The organism is Flavobacterium calami (assembly GCF_038290035.1).
GTDB classification, from domain to species: domain Bacteria; phylum Bacteroidota; class Bacteroidia; order Flavobacteriales; family Flavobacteriaceae; genus Flavobacterium; species Flavobacterium calami.
In genome coordinates this window covers 176,639-195,186 of sequence record NZ_JBBYHS010000001.1, presented here as the reverse complement: position 1 = coordinate 195,186, position 18,548 = coordinate 176,639, and the positions used below count along the sequence as shown (strand labels likewise).

The 18,548-nt window shown below is 34.8% G+C and carries 9 protein-coding genes; 7 read left to right on the top strand and 2 right to left on the bottom strand.

What is annotated here, in order from left to right:
• Positions 1-13 precede the first annotated feature (13 nt).
• Positions 14-1,453: a glycoside hydrolase family 28 protein gene (locus AAEO57_RS00700; RefSeq protein WP_341688463.1), complete on the top strand. Its 1,440-nt coding sequence runs from the start codon at positions 14-16 to the stop codon at positions 1,451-1,453.
• Between the two features lie 105 nt (positions 1,454-1,558).
• Positions 1,559-3,544 carry an alpha-L-arabinofuranosidase C-terminal domain-containing protein gene (locus tag AAEO57_RS00695; protein ID WP_341688461.1) on the top strand — a complete coding sequence of 662 codons (1,986 nt, stop codon included), beginning with the start codon at positions 1,559-1,561 and terminating at the stop codon, positions 3,542-3,544.
• Positions 3,545-3,907: 363 nt separating this feature from the next.
• On the opposite strand, the gene AAEO57_RS00690 is transcribed toward AAEO57_RS00695, so the two are convergent.
• Both AAEO57_RS00690 and AAEO57_RS00685 read right to left on the bottom strand, forming a co-directional pair.
• Positions 3,908-5,374 carry a glycoside hydrolase family 130 protein gene (locus AAEO57_RS00690; protein WP_341688459.1) on the bottom strand — a complete coding sequence of 489 codons (1,467 nt, stop codon included), beginning with the start codon at positions 5,372-5,374 and terminating at the stop codon, positions 3,908-3,910.
• A gap of 342 nt (positions 5,375-5,716) precedes the next feature.
• Positions 5,717-7,294, bottom strand: coding sequence for a hypothetical protein (locus AAEO57_RS00685; RefSeq protein ID WP_341688457.1), 1,578 nt, complete (start codon positions 7,292-7,294; stop codon positions 5,717-5,719).
• A gap of 222 nt (positions 7,295-7,516) precedes the next feature.
• On the opposite strand from AAEO57_RS00685, the gene AAEO57_RS00680 reads away from it, so the two are divergent.
• The 5 genes from AAEO57_RS00680 to AAEO57_RS00660 all read left to right on the top strand — a co-directional run bounded on the left by AAEO57_RS00680 (position 7,517) and on the right by AAEO57_RS00660 (position 18,411).
• Positions 7,517-7,759 carry a hypothetical protein gene (locus tag AAEO57_RS00680; protein WP_341688455.1) on the top strand — a complete coding sequence of 81 codons (243 nt, stop codon included), beginning with the start codon at positions 7,517-7,519 and terminating at the stop codon, positions 7,757-7,759.
• 171 nt (positions 7,760-7,930) lie between these two features.
• Positions 7,931-9,382 carry an aspartate ammonia-lyase gene (locus AAEO57_RS00675; RefSeq protein WP_341688452.1) on the top strand — a complete coding sequence of 484 codons (1,452 nt, stop codon included), beginning with the start codon at positions 7,931-7,933 and terminating at the stop codon, positions 9,380-9,382.
• A 36-nt stretch (positions 9,383-9,418) separates the two neighbouring features.
• Positions 9,419-10,729 carry an OprO/OprP family phosphate-selective porin gene (locus AAEO57_RS00670; protein WP_341688450.1) on the top strand — a complete coding sequence of 437 codons (1,311 nt, stop codon included), beginning with the start codon at positions 9,419-9,421 and terminating at the stop codon, positions 10,727-10,729.
• A gap of 367 nt (positions 10,730-11,096) precedes the next feature.
• Positions 11,097-14,213: a beta-galactosidase, LacZ type gene (gene lacZ, locus AAEO57_RS00665; protein ID WP_341688448.1), complete on the top strand. Its 3,117-nt coding sequence runs from the start codon at positions 11,097-11,099 to the stop codon at positions 14,211-14,213.
• 106 nt (positions 14,214-14,319) lie between these two features.
• Positions 14,320-18,411 carry a hybrid sensor histidine kinase/response regulator transcription factor gene (locus tag AAEO57_RS00660; protein ID WP_341688446.1) on the top strand — a complete coding sequence of 1,364 codons (4,092 nt, stop codon included), beginning with the start codon at positions 14,320-14,322 and terminating at the stop codon, positions 18,409-18,411.
• Positions 18,412-18,548: the final 137 nt, after the last annotated feature.

Genomic DNA, 18,548 nt, shown 5'->3' with positions numbered 1-18,548 from the left:
AAAATAAAAACAGATGATAAAGAAAACTATAATAACCGTAATCGTTTTTTGTATTTCACTGACTGCCGTAGCGCAAAAAGTGTATGATGTCAAAAAATACGGAGCCAAAGGGGATGGCAAAACCAATGACGCCATTGCTATTCAAAAAGCCATTGATGCCTGTAGCAAAACAGGAGGTCAGGTATTGATTCCGGCACCTTTTACATTTTTGACCGGACCTTTTAATGTAAAATCGAATGTAGATCTGCATATTGAAGGAGGTGCTAAAATTTTGGCAAGCCCTGATGAAAAATTATATACCGAAAGCGCTTTTCGCAAAAACAAAGGAGAAGGTACCATCTGGATTGGCGGGAAAAACATAGAGAACTTTAGCATTAGCGGAAGCGGTAAAATAGACGGAAATGGAATCTCTTTCATGGGGGCCGAAGAAGAAGATGCTTACATTCTGAAGCCTTTTAATGTGTTAGATCCGCGACCTCATGTTTTGACTATTATAGGAGGGAAGAATATCAGAATAAAAGATGTTCACATCGGAAATTCGGCTTACTGGACAGTTCATTTGGTAGGCTGTAATGATGTGGTTATTAGCGGAATTACGTTGCTGAACAGTTTAAAAGTCCGAAATAGTGATGGAATTGATTTGGATCATTCTAAAAATGTCCGTATTAGTGATTGTTATATCGAAAGCGGTGATGATTGTATTTGCCTGAAAAACAGAAGAGAATTTGAAGAATTCGGCCCTTGCGAAAACATAACGGTGACCAATTGTACTATGACCAGCAGCAGTTGTGCCATCAAAATCGGTTCAGAAAATATGGATGCTATTAGGCAGGTGGTTTTTAACAATTGTATCATTAAAAAAAGTAATCGAGGCGTTGGTATTCAGAATAGGGATGAAGGGACTGTGAGTGATGTTATTTTTTCGAATATGATTATCGAAGGTCAGCTCACGACTGATACCTGGTGGGGCAAAGCAGAACCTATTTATGTAACGGCTTACAGTCGTGCAAACGGAAACCACAAAGATGCCAACTGGCGTTTCCCAAAAGGAGCAACCGAAGGAAAAGTAGGTGCAATCAGTAATATTTATTTTACCAATATCCAGTGTTTTGGAGAGAATGGGGTTTATGTGAGCGGAGAAACGAAGGACAAAATTAAAAACATCGTTTTTGAAGGAGTAAATGTATTTATTGATAAAACATCTAATTTTCAGGGTGGAATTTATGATCGACGTCCATCAAAAATGGATGGTTTTGTAAAAGGCAGTACATCAGGATTTTATTTTGATACAGCCGAAAATATTAAAGTTCAGAATTGTTCTGTAAGCTGGGGGAAAAACAAAACAGATTATTTTAAATATGCTGTTGAAAGTAAAAATGTTGATGTTTTAAAAGTGAATAATTTAGACGCAGAAGCTGCTTTTCCTCAGAAATATGAAGCCGTGAAAAAATAATAAAATCCTAGAAGAAGTTAATAATTCAAATTATTTCTGTTGAAACGAGCTTTTAAAATAAACTTTAAATAAATTAGCAAGACTAAATTATCAACCATCATACAAATGAAAAATAATATTATTACCAAAATAATCATTGGAGGTTTGCTATTCAGCGGTATTTGCATGCATGCTCAAAAAACAATTTTAGAAGTTGACGTTGCCAAAACCGTTACCAAGATACAGCCGACGATGTTTGGTTTATTTTTTGAAGACATCAATTTTGCTGCAGACGGAGGTTTATATGCTGAAATGATTAAAAACAGGTCTTTTGAATTTGAAAAACCTCTGATGGGCTGGGAACAACCGAACACAAAAAGGTCTTCGATGAATATGAATTCGGGAGTTGCAACACCTATAAAAGTAGCAGAAAACGAAACCAATCCAAATTTTTGTCGTGTCCTTATAAATGATGATAAAGGATACGCCCTCATTAATGAAGGTTTTAGAGGGATGGGGGTAAAAAAAGAGGCTAAATACAATCTTTCTCTAAAAGCAGCGAATCACAACGGAGCTATCAAAAAGATAATAATTCAGCTTATTGATAAAGATAAAAAAGTAATTGGCGAAACGAATATTGTTCCAACATCAAACGAATGGGAGACTTATTCTACACAATTTACAGCAACTCAGACTGAAGCTAAAGCCAAACTTAAAATAACTTTTGAAGGAACAGGTACAATTGACCTCGATATGATTTCGTTGTTTCCTGAAGATACCTGGAAAAACAGAAAAAATGGTTTACGAAAAGATCTTGTACAGCTTTTATATGATATGAAACCGGGTTTTTTACGTTTTCCGGGCGGTTGTATTGTAGAAGGAAGAACTTTAGCAGATCGTTATCAATGGAAAAAATCGGTGGGAGATGTTGAAGACAGAAGAACCATGATGAACCGCTGGAATGTGGAATTCAGCCACAAACAGACACCTGATTATTTTCAAAGTTTCGGACTTGGATTTTACGAGTATTTCCAGCTTTCAGAAGATATTGGTGCGACCCCATTACCTATTTTAAGTTGTGGAATGGCCTGTCAGTACAATACAGGAGAATTGGCTCCTATAGAAGAATTGGATCCTTATATTAAGGATGCTTTGGATTTAATTGAATTTGCCAATGGTTCAGAAGAAACTACCTGGGGATTAATTCGTTCGAATATGGGACATTCCAAACCTTTCAATCTAAAATACATTGGTGTTGGGAATGAGCAATGGGGACCAGATTATATTGAAAGATATAAAGTTTTTGAAAAAGCCATAAAAGCCAAATATCCAAACATCATTATCGTTTCAGGAAGCGGACCATCACCGGATGGAGAACATTTTGACTTTGCAATGGCCGAACTCAAAAAACTTAATGCAGAATTGATAGACGAACATTATTATAAAAGTCCGCAATGGTTTAGGGAAAATGCTTCACGTTATGATAATTACGATAGAAAAGGACCAAAAATATTTGCAGGAGAATATGCTGCACAAAGTGTTTCCGGTGCTAACCCAAACAACAGAAATAATTGGGAATGTGCCTTTTCTGAAGCGGCTTTCATGACTGGACTGGAGAGAAACGCCGAAGTAGTCAATATGACTTCGTATGCTCCGCTAATGGCCCATGAAGATGCATGGCAATGGACACCGGATATGATTTGGTTCAATAATTTGCAATCTTATGGTTCTGCCAATTATTATGTACAAAAATTGTTTTCAACCAATAAAGGAACCGATTTATTGAATATCACTAAAGAAGGAAAACCGCTAACAGGACAAAACGACCTTTATGCATCTGCTGTAAAGGATGTAAATGCAAAAGAGGTAATTATAAAACTGGTAAATACAGCAGCAGTTTCACAAGAAGTTACAGTTGATTTGAAGGGAGCCAAATTTTCGTCTAAAGGGACTATAATAACGCTTACGAGTTCAAATTTACAAGATGAAAATACTTTTGCAGAACCCCAAAAAATAAGTCCGAAAGAAAGTGCTTACAGTCTCAAAGGTGAAAAAGCATCGCTAAAGTTGTCCGCTTATTCGGTAACCGTTTTGAAGTTAAAAAGTAAATAATAAAAGTTTAACAATATTAAAACTCCAAAATCATTTGATTTTGGAGTTTTGTGTTTAATACAATTTAATCTTCATGCCAAAATTCTATTTGAAAATTTCGAAAAGATTTGAAAGCATGAAAATCAATTTTTGTTATCAAAAAATAAATAACAATAAAATATCGCTATTACAAATGACTTAAATATCTCTTTCTAAAATTATTTTTAAAAAAAAATGGTGTCATATATTCGTTTTACAATAAAAGACTCTTAAATCAGCTTATTTTAAGTTTACTGTTTTTCTTTGGGTAAAATGAAGTTGACTCCAAGAAAAAATCCCATTTTCATGAAATGGACTAATTTTAAAAACATTTTAAAAATTTTGTTATTTACTTTTTCTTAATGCATCTAGTAATTCTGCCATATCCACTACAGCATACGTAGAAGAATAATCAGATACAGCATACGGTAATATTAGACTGTTGTTATGAATAATTGCTCCGCAGGAATATACAACATTAGGAACATAACCCTCACGCTCATCTTCTAATGGAGCAAGCAAAGGTTCAGTAAGTCTTCCTATTTCTTTAGACGGATCATCAAGGTCGAATAATGATGCTCCGATACAGTAACGTCTCATCGTTCCAACTCCATGAGTAATTACCAGCCAGCCTTCTTCAGTCCAAAGAGGAGATCCGCAATTTCCTATTTGTGTCAGTTCCCAGGTATATCTTGGTTCCTGCAGAAGAATTGGATTATTCCATTGCGTGGCTCTTTCAGAAAACATGATGTAGTTGTTTACGCCATCAATTCTGGAAAGCATGGCATATTTACCTTTTATTTTCCTTGGAAAAAGGGCAAGGTTTTTATTTTGAGCACCGTCTCCATGCAATGGCATTACTCTAAAGCTATAAAAATCTTCTGTAGAAATAAGTTTAGGAAGTATAGCATGTCCGTTATAAGCAGTGTAAGTTGCCATAATTGAAACAGAATTATCGTCATCTACAAAACGGACAAAACGGGCATCCTCTATACCGCGGCTTTCAGAATCAGATATCGGAAAAATAACTCTTTCGGTAATATCTGCATCATGGCTGAATCTTAAATCATAAAATGAATTGGCCAGCCATATTATTTCTTCAAGAGCAGTTCTTCGCTCCTGACGAATTGAAGGATCATTTAATGCAGCATTTACTATATTTTTGAGGACTACAAATTCAAATTCATCAGGAAGACCCTGCATAATCTGTTCGATGTATTTGTCGTGCGTATGCATCTCAGACAATTTAGTTAAAAATCGGGATTTATTAAATAATACTTTATGATCAATATCTGCTTTATCAATCTGATTCCCAATTTTCATTATGTGAAGATCGTTGTTTTTATCCAGAATTCCCCTTCTGAATACTATTGACGAAATATGACCTTCTCCAGTGGCACGAAAAGAGATGATGACCCTTTTTTCGCCGGCTTCAAGTCCGGACTGATCAAAATCTTCAACAATAGAAGGATTAAAAATTGCAGCCGATTCAATAGCATATTCCATTGTGCAATAAGAACCTATGAGCATTTTTCGGTCAAGAGACATGGCTTCAAAGTCAATCTGCATAGCTTCAATTAATGGTCTTATTTTTTCGCAGTGTCTGAAAAAAATAGCTGAAATATTTCGGTGACGCCTTGCAAATTCACGAAGTGTCTGTTCCAGTGTATCAGATACCTGTTTTTCATCCAGCATCATTATGCGGATTACCATTTGTTGCGTCCGCTCATCACCATTCATAAAATATCTTGCTACAACTCTTCTGGAATCTGGGGTAAACTTTATATTTTTTCGAATGACTGATACGCGCATAATTTAACTGTTTTAGGAATATAAAAAATTTAAGTTTTATGAAGTTAGCAAAAAAAGGCAGGAAATAACCTTATTATTATGTTAAAATAATGAAATGAACTACTTGTTTGCTAATAGATGCAAATCATTTAGAATTAAAATAAGCCTCATGCTGATTGGAGTCAAAGGCAATTTATTAAAAAGCCTTCTGCTAATTTATTCTGAACGTAGCTGAAAAAACACAGGAGTGTTTATAATTTAAAAAAACAATCCTAGTACCAGAACGTTTTATGTTTGATAAAAATTATTTTTTTGAAAAAAAATCTGAAAAATACAATCAGACTATCTAAAACTTCCTTGTTATTAATTATGGACAACAAGTCTTTTTAAACCAATTTTGTCCAAACTTCCAATGATTTGCATAATTGTATTTTCGCTGAGAATACATCTTGTAAGCGCTGAATTGATTTTTTGGGATATTTCTGGCTCCAGCTCAATTAATTTTGTCAAATATTTTTTTGCTTTAGAATCCTGATTTGTAAAAGATAAAGTGACTGCTTTAAGGAGAGGATCCCAGAAAGTCTCTTCAGCATCCATTTTTTCTGCCCAGTAAAGCGCAGCTGTATAGTCTTTTTTTGCAATGTAATAGTAGCAGAACCCAATATTCATCCACCATGGACAGTTTGGATTTTTTTCTAATGCATTTTTCATGATAGCATAGCCTTTATCAAAGTAACCGGCAAAAATTAACATGCAGCCAACACCAGATACTAAGCCGGATGCATTAGGATTTATCTTTATGCATTGTTCAGCAGAGTGCAGACAAGCCTCAGAATCTTTTTTAAACAAATTTGCGAATGTTAATGCGTGCCATACATGCTGACAATTTGGATCAATCTGAAGAGATTTCATTATGCATCGATATCCTTCTTCAAATTCATTATCTTCGATAGCAAAAGCAATACCATCAAGATAAAATTCACCCATCATAGCCCATAACAAAGCATGATCGGGATGTTTTTTTGTCGCCTGTTTTAAATTAGTAAAAGCTGACAAACAATTTTCGAGCGAATAGGAGGACTGGTATTTGTAGTAGCTGTAAATTCCTTTCCATATATCAGAATTGATAGTTTTTAAAGATGCACTTTTTATGATTTCTTTAAAAATAACACCATAATAGCCTCCAATTATGCATGCCACACTTTCGATGATTTCATTTTGTATTTTTATAAAATCTTCAAGGCTCTCATATTCAAATGATTTTGTAAGTATAAATTCGCCAGTTGAGGCATTTAGTAAATTCAGTCTAATCTGCAGTTTCTGATCGTTCTTTTTAAGATTTCCGGTTACAATAAAATCTGCTCCAATCAGATTTGCGGCTTCAAGCGCATTTTGATTGATTTTTGAAATCATTTCGTTGGAAAAATTCCCAATAACTGCAATTTCGTCAAAGCGGGAAAGTTCTGCACTCAGTTCTCCACATAACATTTCCGCTACAATACTCAAATTTTGATCCTGAATAATTGATTTGAATGGGAATATAGCAATGAGTGGTTTTGTATTGTTGTTTTGCAAAGGTTCTGCTATTCGGTTGTTTATACGTCTGATAAATGTGGGAATATAACTGCCTTTTGGTATATCTATCATTAGTACATTATTCTGACCCTGAGTCAGATAATATTCATTCATAACTCTGCGAAGTCTTCCGGCGTGGATTCGCACTACTGCGTCATCGTTAGAATTGAAATCAGAAGATCTGTTGAGAACATTAACAGCTATTGAATATTCTTTAATACAATGCTGGTTTTCATTTACAGTTTCTTCCACAACATATCTTAAAAAATTGGTTAAAACTGGGGAACTTTTTAGCGAACTATATTTCAAAACAGTTTCCAGTTCGGTCAAAATTTCTTCATTCGTAATTTTTTTTTCAGCTTCCATATAAGTTGCTTTAAATGAGAACAATGAGCAGATTTTGAATCACCATAAATTTAAAAAAAAATTATTAATATATTATGATAAAGTTTGCTTTTTTGTAAGAATTAGACACTAATACTAAGTTTTTTCTGATATTTAACGGTTAAATTTAACGGTTTTTAACTTACAAGCTATCAACGACTTAACTACATTTGGTTGATTATCTGTAACTAAACGTAATCTAAGATGTCGATTCCAGAAAAATTATGCAGCGAAAAGCTTAACACTTATCAAGAATCTATCAAAATATTGTATTTGGTTGATGATGATTTTAAGAATATGTGTGATGATTATTGCTGTAGTAAACTGAATATCGAAAAGCATAAGCAAATGATGCAGGAAAATTTTCATTTGAAAGTAGAGTATGAGAACCTTACCAAAGAGCTTGAAGAAGAAATCGTAAGGTACATAACAAAAAATATGGAATAAATTTTTCTATAAATCCAGTTTCTTTTTCAATCAGTGAATAAAAATCAAGAATATTTAAAATTAACTAATTAAAAATTATTCGTTTAAGATTATTATATAAAGCATTTATAATAAGTTAATTAGAAATAAAATCATTTCAGTAAATAATTAAAATCCTAAAAAATTAAAATTATGTGTAAAATAATACAATACGTTGCAATCCTGTGCGGATGCTTTGCTGGCTCACTTTATTCCCAGACCAGAACAGAAAAAGATCTTTTAGGTGAAAAACAAATTCCGAACAATGCCTATTATGGAGTTCAGACAGCCCGTGCATTAGAAAATTTTCAGATTAGCGGAATGACAACTCAATTTTATCCTGATTATGTAAAAGCTTTTGCCATAGTTAAATTAGCTGCAGCAAGAGCCAACGCAGATGTAGGGAGACTTAAAAAAGAGAGGCTGACTGCCATAGAAAAAGCGTGTCAGGCCGTAATAGACGGTAAATATCATGATCAGTTTCTGGTTGATTTGTATCAGGGAGGAGCAGGAACTTCTGCCAATATGAACGTTAACGAGGTTCTGGCCAATATAGCGCTGGAACTTAGCGGACATAAAAAAGGAGAATATCAATACATAGAGCCTCACGATGACCTTAATATGGGGCAATCTACAAATGATGTTTATCCAACAGCTATTAAAATTGCTTTGATACTGCACAATGATAAACTGATAAAAGAGGCTGATTTACTAGCCAAAGCTTTTCATAAAAAAGGAGATGAATTTAAAGATGTCCTAAAAATGGGACGTACAGAAGGTCAGGATGCTGTACCAATGACACTGGGACAGGAATTTCACGCATTTGCAAACCAGCTTGATGCAGAAATTGCTGCCTTACGTAAATCAGAAGCTTTTTTATGCGAACAAAACATGGGAGCAACCGCTATTGGTACTGGGATTACAGCCTCACCGGGATATGCTGAAAAAGTTGCTGTTCATTTGGCAAAAATTACAGGAAAACCAATTGTAAAAAGCAAAGACCTTATTGCAGCAACATCAAGTCAGCAGGGATTTGTAATTTATTCTTCGGCTCTTAAAAGTTTAGCAATTGCTTTATCAAAAATAAGCAGTGATCTTATTTTCCTTGCATCAGGTCCACGTGCCGGAATTTTTGAAATCAATTTACCTGCACTTCAGCCGGGATCATCTATTATGCCGGGTAAAGTAAATCCTGTAATGCCTGAATTAATGAATGAAGTATGCTTCAAAGTAATTGGAAATGATTTGACCGTTACACTTGCTGCGCATTCTGGTTTATTGCAGTTAAATGCTTTTGAACCTGTAGAAGCCATCGCGATGATGGAGTCGCAAGGGTTATTTTTTAAAGCGATACCATTATTCAGAAAAAACTGTATCGAAGGTATTACTCCAAATGAAGCAACATTAAATCATTATATGGAAAGAAGTGTGGGTATTGTAACTGCTCTCAATCCTGTACTGGGGTATGAAAAAACAACTGAACTGGCTAAAGAAGCTCTTGAAACCAATAAAGGAATTCTGGAACTTATTCGCGAAAAAAAACTGCTTACAGAAGATCAGATCAAAAAACTTCTTGATCCTGCAAGCTTGACAGGTCAAAAATAAAGACCATAAATTATTAATATCTAAAAAACTGATATTTTGAATACCAAACAAACTATAATAAACTCTATAAATTTCCATCTGTGGATTTATAGAGTTTTTTTTCTGTTACTAATTTTACCTTTCGGCGCTATATCTCAGGAAAAACAAGAAACCATTCCTGATGGTACAGAAGGAGAAACTTTACTGGTTTTAGATAGCACCAGTGCTCAGAAAAAACCATGGAATATGCTGGATACACGCTTTTCTACTTTTAAGTTTGGTATGGGTATGTTGCTTGAATATGCAGCGTATAACCCGAATGAAAGCATGGAAACCCAGTTAGACTTGCTTAACAGCGAACTAAAAAATACGTTCGACGTTCGTGATTTCAGACTTTTGGTAAGCGGTCAGCTGAAAACAAAAAGAGCGATAAGCTGGAAAGCAGCATTTATGTACGATGGTTCTCAGGAGACATCCTGGTATGTCCGTGAAACGGGAGTTACAGTTGCAACACCAGAAATATGGGGCCATATATTTGTAGGACGAACCAAAGAAGGTATTTCGCTCAGCAAGGTAATGAACGGTTTTTCACTTCCTTACATGGAAAGACAAATGGCTATCGATCATGTTCCTATTTTGGCAGATGGTATAAAATGGCTTGGATATTTACCAAAACCGGGAATAGTCTGGAATATTGGTATGTACACCGACTGGCTTTCAAAAGGGCAATCGTTCTCAACCTATAAATGGCAGTTTGTTTCAAGGGTGGCCTGGCTTCCTATACATTCTGCCGAGAAGAATACAACGCTTCATATTGGAGGTAATTTAAGGGTAGGTCAGCCTGTTGATAATTCAATTCGTCTTAAATCAAGACCAGAATCAAACCCGGCTCCGATTATGATTGACACAGGTACATTTTCTTCGAATCAGTCAACTATTTTTGGAGGTGAAATATATTATACTAACGGTTCCTGGACATTTGGTTCAGAATACTACTGGCATTCATTTAATTCCTCATCTACAAACAATCCAGTTTTTAACGGAGGAGAATTACTTGCTACTTATATTTTCACGGGAGGTAAAAGACCTTATAATACTGTAGGCGGAATTTTTACTTTTATTCCGATAGAAAAATCTGTTTTTAAGGGCGGACTTGGAGAAATAGAAGGTCTGATACGATTTTCAAGTTTAGATTTAAACGATGGACTCATCAGCGGAGGTAGATACTGGAAGATAACACCTATGGTCAATTGGTACATGTCTAACAATTTGCGTCTTGAGTTTGCTTATGGATACGGAATCCTGAATCGGTATGATTTAAAAGGTGCTACAAATTTCCTGCAGACACGCCTTCAGTTTATGTTCTGATAGATAAACTACGAATTAAAATTTAAAGTAAATCAGTAAACCAGTGAAGTTAGTATTTCACTGGTTTTTTTTATAAATCCATTTTGAGCCTTTTTTAAAATTTTAAAAGATGAATAATACAAAAATCACCTTTTAAACGTATATTTTGATTGTCTAATACAGATATACCCCTTCTATTTTGCTGTAATGCCCCTCCTGGCTTATGAGGCGTTATCTAAATTTGTAAACAAGTTCTTATTTCTGATTCAGCTTCTTTTTATTTTATATGTAAAGGGAATTATCTTTTTCTAAACAATTATAACAAGCTGAATCTGGAATAAAATTGCGGAGTATTACATCTTAAATCTGATTTTGTAAAAATTATTAAATGAAAAAAATTGTATTAGCACTTGCTTTGTTTTTGAGCCTGCAAAATAATTATGCCCAGAATAATGAATGGGAAAATCCCCAGATAATTGACAGGGGAAAAGAAGCGGGCAGGAGCTCCTTTCTTTTATTCAGTAACGAAACCGAATTAAAAGGTAATAATCCTCAAAAATCAGAATTGTATCAGAGTCTGAATGGAAGCTGGAAATTCAATATTGTCCAGAATCCGTCTCAAAGAGCTGCAGATTTTTATGCAATGAATCTGAATGATGCAGACTGGAAAAATATTCAGGTTCCTTCGAACTGGGAATTGCAGGGCTACGATATTCCAATTTACACGAATATTACGTATCCGTTTCCTAAAAATCCTCCTTTTATAAACGGCGATTATAATCCGGTGGCTACTTACAGAAGAACTTTTGAAGTTTTACCTTCGTGGAAAGATAAGGAGATTATACTTCATTTTGGTTCAATTTCCGGTTATGCTAAAATATTCCTGAACGGAAAAGAAGTCGGAATGACCAAAGCTTCCAAAACTCCGGCAGAATTTAATATTACTTCTTTTTTAAAAAAAGGTAAAAACTTAATTGCGGTTCAGGTTTTCCGCTGGCATGACGGAAGTTATTTAGAAGATCAGGATTTCTGGAGGTTAAGCGGTATCGAACGCGATGTGTATTTGCAGGCAATGCCAAAAACTACTATTTGGGATTATTTTGTAAAAAGTGATTTAGACAATCTGTACAAAAACGGAATTTTCAATTTAGATATCACTTTAAAACATTTCGAAAAGAATACGATCAAAAATCCGTCTCTTAAAGTAGAATTATTTGACAAAGAAGGAAAAACGGTTTATTCTGAAAGCAAAAAAGTAAATGCCAAAGAGGAAAAAATCAGTTTTGCTGGTACGATTGAAAATGTAAAACAATGGAATGCAGAAACGCCAAATCTGTATCGATATACTATTACATTATTAGACAGTAAAGGTAAAACGCTTGAAATTGTTTCTAAGAGAACAGGTTTTAGAAAAGTAGAAATCAAAAACGCCCAATTGTTGGTCAACGGAAAAGCGGTTATGGTTAAAGGCGTGAATATTCATGAACATGATGATGAAACGGGGCATGTTCCAAATGAAAAAACTTCATTAAAAGATCTTAAGTTAATGAAGGAATTCAATATCAATGCAATCCGAATGAGTCATTATCCGCATGATCCGCATTTATACGAATTATGTGATGAATATGGGTTCTATGTTGTGGATGAAGCCAATATAGAGTCGCATGCAATGGGAGCTGAATGGCAAAATTGGTTTGATCAGAAAAAGCATCCTGCTTATTTGCCGGAATGGGCGCCTGCACATTTAGATCGTATCAAAAGAATGTTTGCAGCTGATAAAAATCACCCTTCAATCATTATTTGGTCTTTAGGAAATGAATGTGGAAACGGTCCTGTTTTCTATGATGCTTACGATTGGTTAAAACAAGTAGATTCAACGCGTCCGGTTCAGTTTGAACAAGCCGGAGAAAACAAAAACACAGATATTGTATGCCCGATGTATCCCGGAATTAAGAGTATGAAAAGTTATGCAGCTGCTGATAAAAAACGCCCATACATTATGTGTGAATATGCACACGCAATGGGAAACAGCGGAGGAAATTTTCAGGAATACTGGGATATCATTAACAGCAGCAAACACATGCAGGGTGGTTTTATCTGGGACTGGGTGGATCAGGGTATTAAAACCAAAAATGCAGAAGGCAAAACGTTTTGGGCTTACGGCGGTGATTTAGGAGCTGAAAAACTTCAAAATGACGAAAATGGCTGTGCAGACGGTGTGATATTTTCAAACAGAACGCCAAAACCTGCGTTGTATGAAATCAAAAAGGTATATCAAAATATTGATTTTCGTTTTAATAACTCAAATGAATTAACCGTTGTCAATCGTTTTAATTTCACTAATCTTTCTGATTTTACTTTTAAATGGGAACTGATTAAAAACGGAGAAAAACTAAAATCAGGAGAATTCGATTTAGATGCCGCTCCTGAAGAACTTAAAAAGGTTGCTTTAGATTTAGGTTCTATTGACGAAACTTCAGAATCTTTTTTAAATGTGTATGCGGTTTCAAAATACGATGCGCCTTTGGTTGCAAAAGGCCATGAATTTGCCAGAGAACAGTTTGCAGTAGGAAAAGGTTATTATTTTAAAAATAACAGCATTGCAAAAAGTACATTTAAACTGAAACATACGGTTAAGAATAATGTACTTTCTTTTGAGACAGAAAATATCGCAGGAGAATTTGATTTGCAAAAAGGAGAAATCCTGAAATACAATTTAAAAAATGCTGATAATACTATTTTTGCCAGTTTCCCGACACCTTATTTCTGGCGTGCCCCAACAGATAATGATTTTGGAAGCAATATGCAGGATAAATTAGTAATCTGGAAAGAAGCATCCAAAAATCCGACAGTTGTAAGTGCTCAGCTGGATAAAAATACTTCAGAAGGTTTACTTGTAAAAGTGTCGTATAAATTAGCAGGTATTGATGTTCCATACACTGTAAATTATCTGATTCAGAATGATGGCTCTATAAAAGTGACTGCTGCTATTGATTTGGAAGGCAAAAATCTGCCGGAACTGCCTCGTTTTGGAATGCGTTCAAAACTAGACGGCTCTTATGAAAATCTGAGTTATTATGGAAGAGGGCCATGGGAAAATTATTCTGATAGAAATTCGGCTTCGTTTATTGGCGAATATTCAGATAAGGTAATTAATCAGTATACAAGTAATTACATTCGTCCTCAGGAAGGCGGTTATAAAACAGATGTTCGCTGGCTGACTTTAAAAAACAATAAAGGTCAGGGTATAAAAATAGAAGGATTACAGACTCTTGGATTTAGTGCGCTGAATATTTCGACAGAAGATCTGGATCCGGGAAAAAACAAGGCACAGCGCCATCCAACGGATTTGGATTTAGATTCAAAAGAAGCAGTTTACCTGCATGTAGATTACAAGCAAAGAGGTCTGGGTGGTGATGACAGCTGGGGACGTTTGCCTCATGATCCGTACCGTTTATTGGATAAAAAATATAGTTATTCTTATGTCATTTCATTAATCAAATAATTTGACGTTTTTATTTATGTTTGTGTAGAAAGAAAGCCTATGAATTGTTCATAGGTTTTTCTGATTTTCTTAGATTTAACAATATTTAGCCCTTATACCTAATATTTTGAGAAATAAAGCCCTTTTATTTTTACTATTTTTAGTTTGCTTTACAGCTAAACCACAGGCTGTAAAAACTGCTATTCCAAAATACGGACAGGAAAAATATGATATTGGTTACATCGGAATCCAAAATGGTCTTGCGAATAATGCTGTGACTTCTGTTTACAAAGACAAACGCGGATTAATGTGGTTTGGAACGTATGACGGAATCAGCAGATATGACGGCTATAATTTTTTAAGTTTCAGAAATGAACCTAATGATTCCAATTCGTTAGTTAATAACAGGATTGTCAGTATTTGTGGTACTCAAAATGAAATCTGGATTGGTACCAAAGGCGGCATCAGTGTTTACGATTATCTAAAAAACAAGTTTACAACAAGAAGTTATACAGATGCGAAAACTTCTAAAAATGAACTGATTGATTTTGTGGTCAATCAAATCAGGGATTATCAATCAAAGATGTACATCGCTACAGCGGGTAAAGGTTTGCTTTACTACGCAGGAAATCAAGCAAAAATCATTCAGATTCCACTTTATGTAAAAGGAAAATTGCAGTGGGATTATCATGTCCAGGAAATCGATTTTGATCAGTCAGGTAAATTATGGTGCAGTGTTGCAGGTGTCGGGCTTGTAACTATGGATGCATCAGCACAAAAACTTTCGGTCGTTTTTCCGATTGTTTTAGGGAGTGGCTGTATTTTATATGATAAATTTTCAAATGTCTGGATCGGAGCAGAAGGAGGATTGTTTCGGTACAATGTCTTAAATAAAACGCATCATCTTTATAAAAATCAGGAAATTCAATATCCTGTTTCAGATTTGATGTGTAAACCGGATGCAAAAGAATTGTGGATTGCTACGAATGGGAACGGTGTTGTAAAATACAATTATACAACTGATACTTTTTCGTTATTAAGTACAGCCCTGAATGAAGAAAAACTCAACAGTAACGCTATTTCTTCTTTGTTTTCAGACAATAAAAATCGTGTCTGGATCGGAACTTTGAGAGGAGGCGTTAATACAATCGAAGAAAGAAAAAGCCCTTTTACAACAGTTTCCAAAAACGAAAAAATAAAAAATACGCTGCCAAGTGATTTTATTCTTTCGTTATCCGAACAGGACAATGAAAATCTATGGATAGGTACAGACGGCGGTGGCGTAAGTTTATGGAACCGAAAGAATAATTCGTTTACCAATTATTCTTATGATGCCAACAACCCCAATTCGTTATCGAACAATTTCGTTTCAGCAATTGTAAAAGATACAAAAGGAACCTGGTTTGGAACTTACGGAGGAGGGGTTTGTCTGTTCAATTCCCAAACCCGAAGCTTTAAAAAATACAATCTTTTTAATCCTAAACTAAATGGGAATCAAAAAAATATCTGGGTACTCTTTCGAAGTAAAAACAATGTTTTATGGGCCGCTTCTCCTGATGAAGAAGGATTATACCGTTATAATGAAACAACGGATCATTTTGATTTTGTAGATGCTAAAATAAGGGGAATCATTTCGATGACAGAAGATAAAAACGGTAATCTTTGGATCGGAAATTTTACGAAATTGTATCAGCTCAATCTTAAAACAATGAAGAGAAAAGAGATTGATGTAAAATATCCGGTACGTGCTATCGTTTCACATTCTGACACAAAAATGCTCGTGGGTACAGAAGGCGGCGGTTTGATGCTTTTTAATCCACAGACTTTCAAAAGCAGATTTTTGACTCAGAGAAACAAACTTCCCAATAACTCGGTTTTAAATATTGTACAGGATAATCAGGGAAATTATTGGTGCAGCACCTACAACGGAATATTTGTGTACAATGCAGCTAACGGAAAAATAACCAGTTATCATGATGCGGACGGACTTCAAAGCAATCAGTTTAATTACAATGCTGCGCTTAAACTTTCTACGGGCGAAATTGTATTTGGGGGAATAAAAGGTTTTAATATTATCAATACCAAAATAACGAACCAGTTTCATGATTTTCCAAAGCTGATTATAACATCTATAAAAGTAAACAATAAGGTTTATGACCAAGAAGGTTTGTCTGTTTTCGGAATTGATAAATTAAAATTGCCTTATGACGAATCGATGCTCAATATCGAATTTGCCGCATTAGAATACAGTTTGCCTGAAAAAATATCCTATGCATATTTTTTAGAAGGCTGGGATTCACAATGGCATTATGTGGACAATATTCGAAATGCCAATTATTCCAAAATAACAGAAGGCGATTATGTGCTGAAAATTAAATCTACCAACGCTGAGGGAATCTGGAATACAAAATCTATTTCGTTGCCAGTTACTATTTTACCGCCATGGTACAGGTGTGGTTATGCTTATTTTGTCTATTTTCTCCTTATCGGATTGATTATTTATGTAGTCGATAAATACCAGCGTCAGCAGGAAAAACTAAAATATGAGGTAAGGCTGTCTCAGGATTTGGCGAAGCAGGAAAAGGAACTGAATGAAAAAAAATTAACCTTTTTTACTAATATTTCACATGAATTCAGGTCGCCTTTGACCATGATTATCAATCCGTTAAAAGAAATAATTTACGGTACAGACCAACAGATAGATCTGGCTGCAATAGAAATGGTGTACAGTAATTCGAGAAGATTACTGAGTCTGGTAGACCAGTTGCTTCTTTTTCGAAAAACTGAAACCGAAACCGGAAAACTGAAAATTGGTCAGATTGATATTGTAGAATTGTGTAAAGAGGTTTTTAGCTGTTTTGTACAGCATGCCAAAACCAAAAAAATCGATTATAGTTTTAGTATTTCCGAAGAAAAAATAATGGTTTATGTAGATCGGGAAAAAATCGAAATGGCATTGTTTAACTTGATTTCGAATGCTTTAAAATTTACCGAAAAAGAAAACGGAGCAGTTACCGTTAGTTTGCGAAGTTCAGAAAATGAAGTAATTATCAATGTGATCGATAATGGAGAAGGAGTTCCGGATGGAGATAAAGACAAAATTTTTAATCTGTTTTATCAGTCCAATCAAAATATCAGAAACAACCGCAAAGGATTCGGAATCGGTCTTTATCTGGTAAAACAGTTTATCACTCAGCATCACGGAAAAGTAAGTTGTCGTGATAATGAAAATGGAGGATCTGTTTTTGAAATTAAATTATTACAGGGAAAAGAATATTTTGGGGATGTTGAAATCCGAGAAGATCTGAGCGACAGAACTTTATTTCTGGAAGAGGCTTTTGAAGATACGGTTCAGAAAAATGTACTGCAAAATGTCGAAGAACCAGAAAATGTTCAGGATTTGATTAAGGATGCAAAAAGCATTCTTGTAGTAGATGATAATGTTCAGATCAGGAATTATTTAAAGCGAATATTAACGCCAAAGTATCATGTTACGGTAGCTGAAAATGCAGAAGCGGCTTTAGCTGTAATTAAAAAAGTAATGCCGGACCTGATTATTTCTGATGTCGTAATGGGAGAAATGAACGGAGTTGCTTTTTGCAAGCATATCAAAACCGATGAAGAATTAAAACATATTCCGGTCATACTGCTCACAGGAGGAACTTCAGAAGATGTAAAACTAAAAGGTGCCGAAGTAGGTGCTGATGATTATATTACTAAACCATTTGACAATGACTATTTATTAGCCCGAATCAGCGGAATATTTGCCAGACGTGATAGTGAACAAAATTATATGCTGAATTCGGTTACAAAAAAGTCTGCAACTTTAAAGCTGTCTGACGAAGATAAAAAACTGATTGATAAAATTGTAGATATTATTGATGCGAATTTGGATGTAGAGAATTTTAATGTAAATGATTTGTCAGAACAATTAGGAATGAGTTATTCTTTGGTGTATAAAAAAATCAAGAAAATCACAGGAAAATCGGTTTCGGAGTTTACCCGAAATGTACGATTGCGAAAAGTAGCGACATTATTAATCACTACAGATTTACAGATAAGCGAAGCAGCTTCAATTGCCGGTTTTGGAGATATAAAATATTTCAGGAAGCACTTTCAGCAATTTTACAATTTAAATCCTTCGGAGTTTAAAAAGAAGTATCAAAATGTAAAGGATAACAAATATATTCTAAATGAAAGTTTCTGGAAATCAACCTGAATTGAAAACTACTGCCAGGCTGAGTCCATTCGGCTTCGCTCAGGATAAACTAAAGTCGAAGCCCTTTTCAAAACTCTTATGTTTAAAAGCCTTCGACTCCGCTCAGGATGACAATGTTTTCAGAAGAGACAAAAGAT

What these genes read in the sequence shown, in the direction of transcription:
- AAEO57_RS00685 (WP_341688457.1), bottom strand. Translation starts at nt 7,294, where the DNA reads ATGGAAGCTGAAAAAAAAATTACGAATGAAGAAATTTTGACCGAACTG.
- AAEO57_RS00680 (WP_341688455.1), top strand. Translation starts at nt 7,517, where the DNA reads ATGTCGATTCCAGAAAAATTATGCAGCGAAAAGCTTAACACTTATCAA.
- lacZ (WP_341688448.1), top strand. Translation starts at nt 11,097, where the DNA reads ATGAAAAAAATTGTATTAGCACTTGCTTTGTTTTTGAGCCTGCAAAAT.
- AAEO57_RS00690 (WP_341688459.1), bottom strand. Translation starts at nt 5,374, where the DNA reads ATGCGCGTATCAGTCATTCGAAAAAATATAAAGTTTACCCCAGATTCC.
- AAEO57_RS00695 (WP_341688461.1), top strand. Translation starts at nt 1,559, where the DNA reads ATGAAAAATAATATTATTACCAAAATAATCATTGGAGGTTTGCTATTC.
- AAEO57_RS00675 (WP_341688452.1), top strand. Translation starts at nt 7,931, where the DNA reads ATGTGTAAAATAATACAATACGTTGCAATCCTGTGCGGATGCTTTGCT.
- AAEO57_RS00700 (WP_341688463.1), top strand. Translation starts at nt 14, where the DNA reads ATGATAAAGAAAACTATAATAACCGTAATCGTTTTTTGTATTTCACTG.